Here is a 12,853-nt window from a genome sequence, read left to right as displayed (position 1 = left end):
CCGGCGATGCGGACATGGTTGAAACGCACATGGCCCTTCACCTGATCAAACTTTGCGTCGGCTGCGACTCGATCACGGATCTCGAAGAGTGGATCGAGGAGAACCGTGCGCTGCACCGCCGCCTCGGCCGCGACTACGAGCAGACGCATACGACCCGCATGGTGCCCAAGCGTGTCGACGAGCTTCTGGACGGCGGCTCCCTGTTCTGGGTGATCAAGGGCCATGTCGCGGCCCGTCAAAAGCTTCTCGACATCCGCCCCTTCACGGATTCCGACGGGATCGGCCGCTGCCGGCTGGTGCTGGACCAGACGGTCGTCACGATCGAGCCGCGCCCCTATCGGCCGTTCCAGGGCTGGCGCTATCTCATCGCCAAGGACGCACCGCGTGACATCGACCTGAAATCGGGCGATCTTGGCCAGATGCCGGACGAGATGCGGCGCGAGCTGGCCGAGCTGGGCCTTCTGTAACCTATGTGAATTCCACAGAGAGACTCCCATGAGGCTTCCGATCTCCCTGGCCGTCCTTCTGGCCGCCGCCGGCCCGGCTGTTGCGAAGGATTGCCGCATCCCCGACGCGGCGCCCGGTGTTCGCGCGCAGCTTCCGCCGGAATGCAGGAACGGGGTCCAGGCGGGGCGGGCAGATTCCGCGCGGCGGGAGGCACTCCAGGCAAACCAGGGCTTCATCGACCTCGGCAACGGGACCCAGGTGCGGATCGGAGGACGGGTGCGCGTCGAGGCCGGCGCCCGCCGTTAGACTTTTGGTTGGGGATAAACCGGGAACTTCGCCGCCTCGAAACGCATTGGCTCAGCAGTTCAGTTGAGTGGAGGTTCCGATGCTGATGTGTGCATCTGAAGGCCGGCACTGGCGCTACGAGGTCTGCGAGCATGAGGACGGATATCTCGTCCAGATGCGGGATCTCACGACCGGCGAGCTGGACGACGAATTCTCCACGATCTTCCGCACCCTTCCCGTTGCCTTCGCCTATGCCGAGATGTCGGCGGCCTATGAGCGCTATGCGGCCTCGGAACTCGAACATGTGGAAGACGAACTGATCGAGGTCGAGGTCGAGACCACCGAGCGGCATTTCATCGACCTGAGCGACCGGCTGCACGATTCCGGCATCAACGGCATTGTGGTGCAGGCCTGGGAGCGGGAAAACCAGCGCAGCTCGGCCCGCATGCTGCACTGATCGACAACTGAGACAGCTGGCCGCTTCGCGATTGCAAGAAGCGGCAAGCGCACTAGCATCCCTCCATCACGACTCAGCCTCTTGATGGAGTTTCCATGGCCGATCTTTCCGCCTTCCCGATCGCGACCCGCTGGCCGGCCCAGCATCCCGATCGGATCCAGCTCTATTCCACCCCCACGCCCAACGGCGTCAAAGTCTCCATCATGCTGGAGGAGACCGGCCTTCCTTACGAGCCGCATTTCATCAATATCGGCCAGAACGAGACATGGACGCCGGAATATCTGGCTCTGAATCCGAACGGGAAGATCCCCTCGATCATCGATCCGGACGGGCCGGGCGGAAAGCCGCTTCCCCTATTCGAGTCCGGCGCGATCCTTTTGTACCTCGCCGAGAAGGCCGGAAAGTTCCTCCCCTCCGACCCGGCACGCCGCTACGAGACGATCCAGTGGGTGTTCTTCCAGATGGCGTCCGTCGGGCCGATGTTCGGCCAGCTCGGCTTCTTCCACAAATTCGCCGGCCGGGAGATCGAGGACAAGCGTCCGCTCGAGCGCTATCGCAACGAATCCAAGCGTCTGCTCGGGGTCCTTGAGACGCGGCTCGAAGGGCGTGACTGGATCATGGGCGACGACTTTACCATCGCCGACATTTCTCTGCTCGGCTGGGTCCGCAACCTGGTCGGCTTCTATGGTGCAGGCGAACTGGTGGAGTTCGAGAGCCTCAAGCGCGTTCCGGCCTGGCTCGATCGCGGACTTTCCCGCCCCGCCGTCCAGCGCGGTCTCGAGATCCCGAAGCGTCCGGAATAAGACGCAAGGCGATCCGGCAATTTACATCTGCCCCATCCCGGCCCACATGTTGGGATGGGGACGAAAACGATGATGCTGCTTCTTGGAATTGTAGCGGTCGCCCTTCTGTGGTGGCTTGGCAAAAATTATACGCGTGCCGATACGAAAGCTCTGGCGAAGAGTCTCAAGGTAGTCGGCGGTGTCGCCGCGCTTGGCGCGGCCGCGCTCCTCGGCATGCGGGGGCGGTTCGACATGGCCCTGCTGCTCGCCGGCTTCGGAGCCTGGGCGCTGGGATGGAATTCCCTCAACATTCCGGGGCCCTGGCGCAAGTTCCAGCAGGCGACCGGACGGTTCTCGCGCATTCGTTCGGCCATGATCGAGATGGAAATCGATCATTCCACCGGCGCCGTGGAGGGAAGCGTCCTGGTCGGGCCTCTCGCCGGCCGTCGGCTGTCGAGCCTCGACCCGCAGGGGCTGCGCCAACTCTACGACGAATGCTGCGCCCAGGATCCCCAGGGCGTGCCGCTGCTAGAGGCTTATCTTGATCGCCGGTTTACCGGCTGGCGTGAAAACGCTCAGGGTGATCGTGACACGCGGACGCGCACCCATGCGCATTCGGGCGTAATGACGAAAGAAGAAGCCTATCAGATCCTGGGGCTTCAGCCGGGTGCGAGCCTCGACGAGGTCCGCAAAGCGCACCGGACGCTGATGAAGAAACTCCATCCCGACCAGGGAGGGACGGCGTACCTCGCGGCTCGCGTGAACGAGGCGAGAGAAGTCCTGCTGGGCCGACATCGCTGATACTCCACGCGCGATCCGGTTGGTCTGCGAGTTGCGACGGCACAAACACACGCGCCGTCGCAGAGATCTCTACATCAGGTCAGCCGCTCAGCCGCGGGACGCGAAGCAGTTCATGCCGCCCTTCTTGAGCTGCTTGCAGGCATTGGCGGCATCGTTGGATTCGGAAAAGCCGGAGAAGCGGGCGCGGTAGAGGGTGGTGCCGTCGACAGTCACCTTCTCCGTGAAGGGCGCCGCCTTGCCGAGCACTTTGCCGAAGCGGCCGCGGGCGGAATCGAGCATGGCCTTCGCCTTGTCCTCGTCATCCGTCGCCCCGAGCTGGATCACCCAGCCGGACACGGTCTTTTTGGCTTCCACAGGGTCGGCCTTGGGCGTCTCGGTCTTGAGGGCGGCCATCTTGGTTGCCGGCGCCGCGGGTGCCGGTTCGGCGGCTTTCGCCTCGATCTTGGCCTGGAGGGCAGCCTTCTGCGAGGCCGGAATCGGCGTCGGCAGCGCGGCATAAGCCTGCGCGTTCGCGGGCAGGGCCTCGGGGCCCTTCTGCCAGCGCACGGATGAGGACGGGGTCGTGGTCGAGCTCGCGCCTGCAGCGGAGGCTACGACCGGCCGCAAGGCATTGAGATCGAGCGGCCTGCGCTCGGGTGCGGCCTGCGGCGCGGCGGCCTGGGCTATGGGAGCCTGCGGAACGGCGGAGGCGACCTTGACGGCGACGGCTGCGGGCGCCGGCTCGACCGGCCGAGGAGCGGGAGCTTCCGCAACGAGCGCCGGTTGCGACGCGCCCTCGACGACCGGCGCCGTGGTGCGGTTGCCGGCATAGGCGCGGGGCAGGTGGCTCTCGATGAGCGAGGCCATCTTCTGATCGCGCGAGCCGCCCGAGCGTCCGCCGAGCACGACGGCGACGATGCTCCGGGTGTCGGTGTTGACCGAGGTCAGAAGATTGAAGCCGGAGAGACGGGTGTAGCCGGTCTTGATGCCGTCGACGCCATCGACCTTGCCGAGCAGGCGGTTATGGCCGCGGATGGTGCGGCTGCCGTACTGGAAGGAGCGGGTCTGAAAGTAAGCGAAATATTTCGGGAAGCGATCCTGGATCGCACGCCCGAGAACCGCAAGATCGCGAGCGGTCGTGATGTTCGGCGGATCGTGGGGCAAGCCGTGCGGGTTGTAGAAAGCCGTCGAGCTCATGCCGAGCTCGCGGGCCTTGCGGGTCATCATCGAGGCGAAGGCATCCTCGGAACCGGCGATGTTCTCGGCCACCACGACGGAGACGTCGTTCGCGGAGAGGGTCACCATTGCCTTGATGGCGTCGTCGACGTCGATGGCCGAGCCGGGACGCAGGCCGAGCTTTGTCGGGGGCTGGCTGGCGGCGTAGGAGGAAACCGTAAGCGGGGTATCGAGGCGCATGCGGCCGCGCTCGAGCTGCTCGAACAGCAGATAGAGGCTCATCACCTTTGTGATGGAGGCGGGAATCCGGGGTTCGTCGATGCTCTCGCCCTGTAGGACCTTACCCGTCTTGGCATCGACGACAATGGAGGCCGAGAGAGGACCGTATCCGCCGCCGGAGGGCTTCGCCTTACGTCGTGCAGCGTCGGCCGGGGAGGCAATGGCGACGGCAACAGACGCGGCGATACCGATGAGGGCCCATGTCTTTCGGTGTCCCATCCAAACCGAATTCATGTTGAAAAAATCCCTGTTTCGTTTGGTTCTAGGCTTTGCGCCCGGTTCTCTCGAGGGAACCGTTGCCAGCGCGACACATGTCTTGACGGTAAGAGGTTGCGGTTACGGGCGAGTTAACGGGAGCGGATCGAATGACTGGTTTGTTGTGCACTGCACAAATTAACTTGACAAATTTTTGTGCACTGCACATATTGGCTCCGTCAGCTATTCAGCGGCGCCAACTGCACCTTAACGCCTAATTGCCGAGGTTCACAATGCTCCAGTCGTTTACCCAGATTCAGAAATTCGGCCAGGACAACCTGGACGCCACCGTGAAGGCGCTGGGCGCTTTCTCGTCCAACAGCCAGGCGATCGCCAGCGAGACGGCCGATTACGCCCGCAAGTCCTTCGAGCAGACCTCTGCGACCGTCGAGAAGCTGCTGGGCGTCCAGACCCTCGACAAGGCTGTCGAGATCCAGACGGCTTTCGTGAAGGGCGCCTATGACAGCCTCGTCAGCCAGACGGCCAAGATGGGCACGCTCTACTCGGCCCTTGCCACGGAGACGATGAAGCCCTTCGAAGGGCTCCTCTCCAAGGCTGCCTAAAGCCGGGACGCTTTTTCAAGTCTCTACGAAACGCCCGGCTTCGTCCCGGGCGTTTTGCGTTTGGGCAGCCATGCGCGAAGGGCAGGGCCGGCTCGCTTGTGGTCATCGCGAAGGCGTGACCAAGATGTCGCTCTTTCGCCTGGGGCTGCGACCACCCATCTGGTTGATCTGGCGAACCGAATGGAGCGACTATACATTTGGGTGTGAGCCTTTGGCCTGGAGCGGATAAGGGTCGCCGGTCCGGGCCGAAATTAGAAGAGAAGGGGCGGTCGTCCGAATATGCTGCGGTTCACTCAAGGCACTTTGACCCAGTCGGAGTTTCTTCCGATCTCCGCTGCCGGCGGGTCACAGCCCCCTGGAGGCGACGATGGCGGTCGCTCGAACACGGCCATCATCACGAAAACCAAGCCGCGCACGAAACGGCCTAACCTTTACCGCGTTCTTCTCTTGAACGATGATTACACCCCGATGGAGTTCGTGGTGCACGTGCTCGAACGCTTCTTCAACAAGAACCGCGAAGATGCGACCCGGATCATGTTGCACGTCCACCAGAATGGTGTCGGGGAGTGCGGAGTTTTTACGTACGAGGTTGCTGAGACGAAAGTGACGCAAGTCATGGATTTCGCCAGGAAACACCAGCATCCTCTGCAATGTGTAATGGAAAAGAATTAGCCGAGCCCTGTGTCATAAAGGACAAGCCGTTGCCGAGCTTTTCTCGCAGTCTTGAACAAGCCCTTCACCGAGCGCTCGCTCTCGCAGGCGAACGCCGCCATGAATACGCAACACTCGAACACCTCCTCCTGGCCCTGATCGACGACCAGGATGCCGCCGCCGTCATGCGCGCCTGCAATGTCGATCTCGACGTCCTCCGCCGCAACCTGGTCGATTACGTCGACAGCGAACTCGCCAACCTCGTCGCCGATGGACGCCAGGATTCGAAGCCGACGGCTGGCTTCCAGCGCGTGATCCAGCGGGCTGTGATCCATGTCCAGTCGTCGGGCCGGGACGAAGTGACGGGCGCCAACGTGCTCGTCGCCATCTTCGCCGAGCGGGAAAGCCATGCGGCCTATTTCCTGCAGGAGCAGGACATGACCCGCTACGACGCGGTCAACTACATCAGCCACGGCATCGCCAAGCGCCCCGGCCTCACCGAGAGCCGCTCCCCGCGCGGGTCGGAGGAGGAATCCTCCAACGAGCGTCCGACTCAGGAAGAAGGCGATACCCGCCAGAAGAAGAAGGGCGACGCCCTCGATGCCTATTGCGTCAACCTGAACAAGAAGGCGAAGGAAGGCCGCATCGATCCGCTGATCGGCCGCGAGTCGGAGGTCCAGCGCACCATCCAGGTCCTGTGCCGCCGCCAGAAGAACAACCCGCTCCTCGTCGGCGATCCCGGCGTCGGCAAGACCGCCATCGCGGAGGGACTTGCCCGCAAGATCGTGCAGGGCGAGGTGCCGGAGGTGCTGAAAGGCGCCACCGTCTTCGCCCTCGACATGGGCACCCTGCTCGCCGGCACGCGCTATCGCGGCGACTTCGAAGAGCGTCTCAAGCAGGTGATGAAGGAGATCGAGCAGCACCCGAACGCGATCATGTTCATCGACGAGATCCACACGGTGATCGGCGCCGGCGCCACCTCCGGCGGTGCGATGGATGCCTCGAACCTGCTCAAGCCCGCGCTCGCTCAGGGCACCCTGCGCTGCATCGGCTCGACCACCTACAAGGAATACCGCCAGTATTTCGAGAAGGACCGGGCGCTCGTCCGTCGTTTCCAGAAGATCGACGTCAACGAGCCGTCGGTGCCGGATGCGATCGAGATCGTGAAGGGCCTGAAGCCCTATTTCGAGGAGTTCCACAAGCTCAAGTACACCAACGACGCCGTGAAGGCGGCGGTGGAGCTCTCCGCCCGCTACATCAACGACCGCAAGCTGCCGGACAAGGCGATCGACGTGATCGACGAGACCGGCGCGTCGCAGATGCTCCTTCCCGAAGGCCGCCGCAAGAAGACCATCGGCATCAAGGAAATCGAGGCGACCATCGCCACCATGGCGCGAATCCCGCCCAAGACCGTGTCGAAGGACGATGCGGAGGTGCTGGCGCACCTGAAGGACACCCTCAAGCGGGTGGTCTACGGGCAGGACAAGGCCATCGACGCCCTGTCCTCGGCGATCAAGCTCGCCCGCGCCGGCCTGCGCGATGCGGAAAAGCCGATCGGCTCCTACCTGTTCGCCGGCCCCACGGGCGTCGGCAAGACGGAAGTGGCCAAGCAGCTGGCCGCCTCGCTCGGCGTCGAACTCCTGCGCTTCGACATGTCGGAATACATGGAGCGGCACACGGTCAGCCGCCTGATCGGCGCGCCTCCCGGCTATGTGGGCTTCGACCAGGGCGGTCTCCTGACCGACGGCGTCGACCAGCACCCGCATTGCGTGCTCCTCCTCGACGAGATCGAGAAGGCGCATCCGGATCTGTTCAACATCCTGCTCCAGGTCATGGATCACGGGAAGCTGACGGATCACAACGGCAAGCAGGTCGACTTCCGCAACGTCATCATCATCATGACGACGAATGCGGGCGCCGCCGACATGGCCCGCCCGGCCTACGGCTTCACCCGCACCAAGCGCGAAGGGGACGATACGGAGGCGGTGAACAAGCTGTTCACGCCGGAATTCCGCAACCGCCTCGACGCGATCATCTCCTTCGGCCATCTGCCCAAGGAAGTCGTGCAGAAGGTCGTCGACAAGTTCGTCATGCAGCTCGACGCTCAGCTCGCCGACCGCAACGTCTCGATCGAACTCACGGACGAGGCCCGCGACTGGCTGGTCGAGCACGGCTATGACGAGGCCATGGGCGCCCGCCCGATGGGTCGCCTGATCCAGTCGACCATCAAGACGCCGCTGGCCGACGAGGTGCTTTTCGGGCGCCTCAAGGACGGCGGAGCGGTCAAGGTTATCGTCAAGACCGACGAGATCGGCCTCCAGAGCCTCGGCTTCGAATATGTCGAGGGTCCGGTGAAGCCGAAGCCCGAGAAGGTCGTGACGAACGCGGGCAAGAAGAAGCCCAAGGCCAAGGCTGCCTCGTCGAAGACGAAAAAGTCGGTGAAACCGAAGGGATCCGATGGTAATGGAGGCGGAGGTGTCCGCACCGTTCCGAAGGTTCCACTGGTTAGAGCATGACGACCGAGATCCACGAGGGGCCGCTTCCGGCCCAGCCCAGAGAGGCTCCGGCGAAGCTGTCGTGGCGCGAGAAGCGCTACCGCCGCCGCCGGCGCCGCGTCTGGTTCGAGGAGGTCCTGGCGTGGGTCCTGGTGCCGGTCATCGTCATCGGCTGCTACTGGCTGCTGGATGTCGGCCTGAACTTCATGGGCACGTCGCCCGGCGCCCTTCTGGAGGGCCTCGAGGCGGTCATCGCCAGCCTTTGAGGGCGGTCTTCATCGAACGATTTCAGGAAAGCCGCACCGGAGAATATCCGGTGCGGCTTTCGTCTTTTCTGGCTGACTCGAAGCGCTAGTTCTACGATCGATTGATGGATCGTGAGGATATCGTGACGAAGCTGATCGGGATCTCGGGAAGCCTGCGCAAGGCCTCATTCAACACCGCTTTGCTTCGCGTTGCGGCCGGCCTGATGCCTGAGGATGCCGAGCTCGTCGTCGAAACCATCCACGGCATTCCGCTCTATGACGCCGACGTCGAGGTCGAGCAGGGGATTCCGGAGAGGGTCGCGGACTTGAAGGACGCCATCGCGGCCGCGGACGGTCTGCTTCTCGTCACTCCCGAATACAACAACTCGATTCCCGGAGTGTTCAAGAACGCCATCGACTGGCTCTCCCGGCCGGATTCGGACATCAAACGAGTCTTCGGAAGCAAGCCCGTTGCATTGATCGGCGCTTCGCCGGGCAATTTCGGCACGATCCTGTCGCAGAATGCGTGGCTGCCGGTCCTGCGAACGCTCAGAGCCGATTTCTGGGCCGAGGGGCGGCTGATGGTGTCGCGAGCGGGGACCGTCTTCAACGAGGACGGGACGATCGCGGAGCAGAAGATCGAGGAGCAGCTCAGGAAATACCTCGAAGGCTTCGTCGCCTATGTGCGTAAGCAGCGGGACGCCTAGAGCATTTTTCGGCGAAGTGGATCCGGTTCGCCGTCAAAAATGCGTCGAACGAGCTCTAGGCTCCCTGATATCAATCCTCGTCGCGCTGCCTGAACGGCGTAGCCTCGGCCAGTTCATCCGCAGCCTCCGACACATAGAGGCGCTCCTGTTCGAGATAAGCCTGTACCGCCCGTCGCAGGGACGGATCGGCGATGTCGTGGGCTGAGGACGTGATCACCGGCCGATAGCCGCGCGCGAGCTTGTGCTCGCCCTGCGCCCCAGCCTCGACACGGTCGAGACCGCGGGCGATGGCGAAATCGATGGCCTGATAGTAGCAGACCTCGAAATGCAGGAAGGGGCGATCCTCGATGCAGCCCCAGTTGCGGCCGTAAAGCCGCCTGTCGCCGATGAGGTTGATCGCACCGGCGATGTAGCGGCCCTCGCGCTTCGCCATCACGAGAAGCACGCGCTCCGCCATGCGCTCGCCAATCAGCGAGAAGAAGAGGCGATTGAGATAGGGCCGCCCCCATTTGCGCGAACCCGTATCCATGTAGAAGGCGAAGAACGCGTCCCAATGGGCCTCGGTGATGTCGCGTCCCGTGACCCATTCGATGGAGACGCCATCCGCCAGCGCGTCGCGGCGCTCGCGCCGGATCGCCTTGCGCTTGCGCGAGGCCAGCGCTGCAAGAAAATCGTCGAAGCTTTCGTAGCCGTCGTTGAACCAGTGGAACTGCCGGTCGTCGCGCCGCAGGAATCCTTCGGCACCGAACGCGTCGAGGTCGTCCTGTTGCAGAAACGTGGCGTGGATCGAGGAGGCGCCGACCTGCTCCCGCAGCGCCCGCAATCCGGCGATCGCATAGGAGCGGATCTCGGAAGCGCGCGCGCCGTCCGGAACCAGGAGGCGCGGACCCGTCACGGGCGTGAACGGCACCGAGACCTGAAGCTTCGGGTAGTAATGGCCGCCGGCACGGGTATAGGCATCGGCCCAGGAATGGTCGAAGACATACTCGCCCATGGAATGGGACTTGAGATAGCAAGGCACGGCGCCCAGAATCTTTTCCGTCTCGTCCTCGACCAGGACATGCACCGGAGACCAGCCGGTCTTCGCGCCGACGCAGCCCGAATCTTCGAGAGAGGAGAGGAAGGCGTGCGAGACGAAGGGATTGAACGGATCGTCATCACCCGAGCCCGGACCGAGCGCGCAGGCATCCCAATCGGCGGCAGGGACCGCCTTAAGGCCTTGGGCAATTTTGACTTGGATTGTCACCGAGTGGAAGGACCCCGCCGTTCGGTTCTAGAGCTAGGGGCTCGGTGGGGACCTGGCAATATCGGCCTGGTCAGGCGTGCTGCTTTGTCATCCCGGGGCCGCGCGGCGGAGCCCGGGATCCATAACCGCGACAGCACTTTAGCTAGCACCGTCAGCGGTTAGGGATCCCCGCCTTCGCGGGGATGACAGCCGGGTTGATCAGGGAATGAATCCCTCGAACACCATCTGGTCGGCGTGCTTTTCGGCGCGGGCGCGGTCTTCCGGGTTGCGCACGGTCCAGGTCATCACGGGAACATGGCCCATGAGCCTGCTGAGATAGGTCGAGGCGCAGGGAATGTCCTTGACGCGCCAGGACAGGAAATGCGGCTGCGTCTCCGAAAAATGCAGCAGGTTCGCCATCCGGTGCTTCTGCTCGGGCGGCAGGAAGCCGTCCGACTTGGAAGCGTATTCCAGCTCGCCGATGAAGCCGCGCGTAATGTTCGGCGCTTTCTCGCGCAGATAGGCCACGATGTCCGGATCGAAGGATTTGACCACGAAGGGGCCCTGATAATCCTTGAGGACCTCGATCACCCGCTTCGTCAGGCGCATGTCGCCGTTGAACTTGCTCTTGACCTCGATGACGAGGGGCGTGCGCCCGGCGATGGTGCCGAGATAATCCTTGAACGAGGGGATTTTATCGCCGCCCCTGGCGCCTGCAATCTCGATGGCGCTCAAGTCCGAGAGCTTGCGCTCGGCCACGAGGCCGGTCTGGCCGGTGAGCCGGTCGAGCTCGAAATCGTGGAAGACGATGGCCTCATCGTCGCCGGTCAGCTGCACGTCGAGCTCAATGGGAAAGCCGCGCGCGATGGCGGCTTGTGCGGCCGAGACCGTGTTCTCGATGATGCCTTCGGCTTTGTTATGGAGGCCGCGATGGGCGATGGGCTTCGCGACGAGCCAGCTCGGGGTGCTCATTTGACTTCAAACATCCCTTCGACTTCGACGCAGGCATCGAGCGGCAATTCCGCGACGCCGACGGTGGAGCGGGCATGGCGGCCTGCTTCTCCGAGAGCCTCGACCATCAGGTCCGAGGCGCCGTTCATCACGGGCGCAAGGGCTGCGAAGGTCGGGACCGCATTGATGAAGCCGCCGAGACGGACGCAGCGGGTGACCCGGTCGAGATCGCCGACGGCCGCCTTCAGCTGCGCAAGGAGGTTGATCGCGCAAAGCCGCGCCGCTTCCTTGCCTACCTCGGGCGAGACTTCCGCACCGAGCTTGCCCTTGTGGGCATCTGCCATCTTTCCGTCGAGGCCGAGGCAGAGCTGGCCGGAGATAACGATCAGATTGCCGGTGCGGACGAAGGGAACATAGTTCGCGACCGGTGCGGCCGGGGTCGGCAGGGTGATTCCCAGCGACTTGAGTTTCGTGTCGACTGCGCTCATGGAAGCCTCGATGCGTGACATCATCCGGACGGAGTAGTGGCGGATGAGCCGGAAGGACGCAAGCAGGAACATTGCTCTGTCCGCAGGACGATCATATCCTGCAATGGGTGGGATCGGGAGAAGATATGCGTTTGCTTGCTGCGGCCACTGGCCTGTCCATCGCCCTTTTGTCGCCGGCCTTCGCGGAAGCGGCCAAGTCCCCGGTTCAACTGGCTCCCCATAGAGCCGTCTACGATCTTTCCCTCATGCGCTCGGGCGGCTCCAACGGGGTCGACAACGCGAGGGGGCGCATCGCCATGGAATTCGGTGGCGATGCCTGCGACGGCTACACTCTCAAGTACCGTCAGGTCACGATTCTCAACAGCACCGAGACGGGTTCCAACACCCTCGACATCCAGACGGCGACCTACGAGACCGGCGATGGGCGCTCGATGCACTTCAAGTCCACGTCGTTCCGTCAGGGGATGATCAAGGACGGCGAGGTCGACGGCGATGCCAAGCTCACGGCGCAGGGCGACCTGAACGTCGACCTGAAACAGCCGAAGAAGACCGTTTTCGGTTCGACCGGCGAGACCGTATTCCCGACCGAGCACCTCAAGCGCCTGATCGAGGCCGGCCGACGGGGCGACACGACCCTCTCCATCCGGGTCTATGACGGCTCGAACAAGGGCGACAAGGTCTACGACACGCTGGGCCTCATCGGGCGCCGGATCGAGCCCGGAGCGGCTCTGGCATCGGTCGAGGATCCGGCGAGGCAGCAGCTTGCCTCCCAGGCGCGCTGGCCCGTCACCATCAGCTATTTCGAGGGCGGGCAGGGCGATCGCATGCCCGTCTACAGGATCTCGTTCGAGCTCTACGAGAACGGCGTCAGCCGCGACCTGAAGCTCGATTACGGCGATTTCGCCCTGCGCGGCGAGCTGAAATCCCTCGACGTTCAGCAGCCCAGCGCCTGCGAACGCTAGCGCATCGGGTCGACCCGGAAAGCCACGTCAATGAAGCGGATCCACCTTCGGGTCAGATGCATTCATTCCGGGGCGTCGCGGGCGAGAAAATCCATAGCCGCTCCA

General features: G+C 63.4%; 15 protein-coding genes. 11 read left to right on the top strand and 4 right to left on the bottom strand.

The window, feature by feature from the left end; all coding sequences use genetic code 11:
* The first annotated feature begins 29 nt into the window (after positions 1 to 29).
* From JKL46_RS08725 to JKL46_RS08705, 5 genes are all read left to right on the top strand, one after another.
* A complete protein-coding gene (locus tag JKL46_RS08725) occupies positions 30 to 467 on the top strand; it encodes a DUF1489 family protein (RefSeq protein ID WP_201832138.1) in 438 nt (145 codons plus the stop codon).
* Positions 468 to 495: 28 nt separating this feature from the next.
* Positions 496 to 753 (top strand): hypothetical protein, encoded by a 258-nt coding sequence (locus tag JKL46_RS08720; protein ID WP_201831916.1) that lies wholly within the window; start codon positions 496 to 498, stop codon positions 751 to 753.
* Between the two features lie 79 nt (positions 754 to 832).
* Positions 833 to 1,189 (top strand): hypothetical protein, encoded by a 357-nt coding sequence (locus JKL46_RS08715; RefSeq protein WP_201831914.1) that lies wholly within the window; start codon positions 833 to 835, stop codon positions 1,187 to 1,189.
* Between the two features lie 95 nt (positions 1,190 to 1,284).
* Positions 1,285 to 1,992, top strand: a complete 708-nt coding sequence (locus JKL46_RS08710; RefSeq protein WP_201831912.1) for a glutathione S-transferase N-terminal domain-containing protein — start codon at positions 1,285 to 1,287, stop codon at positions 1,990 to 1,992.
* 69 nt (positions 1,993 to 2,061) lie between these two features.
* On the top strand, positions 2,062 to 2,772 hold the full coding sequence (locus JKL46_RS08705) for a DnaJ domain-containing protein (RefSeq protein WP_201831909.1): 711 nt from the start codon (positions 2,062 to 2,064) through the stop codon (positions 2,770 to 2,772).
* 87 nt (positions 2,773 to 2,859) lie between these two features.
* Here JKL46_RS08705 and JKL46_RS08700 read toward each other — a convergent pair whose 3' ends face one another.
* Positions 2,860 to 4,440 carry a D-alanyl-D-alanine carboxypeptidase gene (locus JKL46_RS08700; RefSeq protein WP_201831907.1) on the bottom strand — a complete coding sequence of 527 codons (1,581 nt, stop codon included), beginning with the start codon at positions 4,438 to 4,440 and terminating at the stop codon, positions 2,860 to 2,862.
* Between the two features lie 254 nt (positions 4,441 to 4,694).
* Between JKL46_RS08700 and JKL46_RS08695 the strand changes: the two genes are divergently transcribed.
* The 5 genes from JKL46_RS08695 to JKL46_RS08675 all read left to right on the top strand — a co-directional run bounded on the left by JKL46_RS08695 (position 4,695) and on the right by JKL46_RS08675 (position 9,122).
* Positions 4,695 to 5,024 carry a phasin family protein gene (locus JKL46_RS08695; RefSeq protein ID WP_201831906.1) on the top strand — a complete coding sequence of 110 codons (330 nt, stop codon included), beginning with the start codon at positions 4,695 to 4,697 and terminating at the stop codon, positions 5,022 to 5,024.
* Between the two features lie 279 nt (positions 5,025 to 5,303).
* On the top strand, positions 5,304 to 5,696 hold the full coding sequence (gene clpS, locus JKL46_RS08690) for an ATP-dependent Clp protease adapter ClpS (protein WP_201831904.1): 393 nt from the start codon (positions 5,304 to 5,306) through the stop codon (positions 5,694 to 5,696).
* Positions 5,697 to 5,725: 29 nt separating this feature from the next.
* Entirely contained in the window at positions 5,726 to 8,191 is a 2,466-nt protein-coding gene (gene clpA / locus JKL46_RS08685; RefSeq protein WP_201831902.1) for an ATP-dependent Clp protease ATP-binding subunit ClpA, read from the top strand.
* The gene (locus JKL46_RS08680) at positions 8,188 to 8,436 is read left to right on the top strand and encodes a hypothetical protein (RefSeq protein WP_201831900.1); all 249 of its coding nucleotides are present in this window, start codon (positions 8,188 to 8,190) and stop codon (positions 8,434 to 8,436) included. The genes clpA and JKL46_RS08680 overlap by 4 nt, the downstream gene beginning before the upstream one ends.
* 104 nt (positions 8,437 to 8,540) lie before the next feature.
* Positions 8,541 to 9,122 (top strand): NADPH-dependent FMN reductase, encoded by a 582-nt coding sequence (locus tag JKL46_RS08675; RefSeq protein WP_210381313.1) that lies wholly within the window; start codon positions 8,541 to 8,543, stop codon positions 9,120 to 9,122.
* Between the two features lie 70 nt (positions 9,123 to 9,192).
* Here JKL46_RS08675 and JKL46_RS08670 read toward each other — a convergent pair whose 3' ends face one another.
* From JKL46_RS08670 to JKL46_RS08660, 3 genes are all read right to left on the bottom strand, one after another.
* Positions 9,193 to 10,368: a GNAT family N-acetyltransferase gene (locus JKL46_RS08670; protein WP_201831898.1), complete on the bottom strand. Its 1,176-nt coding sequence runs from the start codon at positions 10,366 to 10,368 to the stop codon at positions 9,193 to 9,195.
* Positions 10,369 to 10,566: 198 nt separating this feature from the next.
* A complete protein-coding gene (locus tag JKL46_RS08665; RefSeq protein WP_201831897.1) occupies positions 10,567 to 11,319 on the bottom strand; it encodes a glycerophosphodiester phosphodiesterase family protein in 753 nt (250 codons plus the stop codon).
* Positions 11,316 to 11,786 (bottom strand): RidA family protein, encoded by a 471-nt coding sequence (locus JKL46_RS08660; RefSeq protein WP_201831896.1) that lies wholly within the window; start codon positions 11,784 to 11,786, stop codon positions 11,316 to 11,318. The genes JKL46_RS08665 and JKL46_RS08660 overlap by 4 nt, the downstream gene beginning before the upstream one ends.
* 125 nt (positions 11,787 to 11,911) lie before the next feature.
* On the opposite strand from JKL46_RS08660, the gene JKL46_RS08655 reads away from it, so the two are divergent.
* The gene (locus tag JKL46_RS08655; RefSeq protein WP_201831892.1) at positions 11,912 to 12,748 is read left to right on the top strand and encodes a cell envelope integrity EipB family protein; all 837 of its coding nucleotides are present in this window, start codon (positions 11,912 to 11,914) and stop codon (positions 12,746 to 12,748) included.
* Positions 12,749 to 12,853: the final 105 nt, after the last annotated feature.

This window comes from Microvirga zambiensis WSM3693 (assembly GCF_016735695.1).
GTDB lineage: Bacteria > Pseudomonadota > Alphaproteobacteria > Rhizobiales > Beijerinckiaceae > Microvirga > Microvirga zambiensis.
Note: the sequence above shows the minus strand (reverse complement) of the source record. Positions and strands in the feature narration are given on the sequence as shown.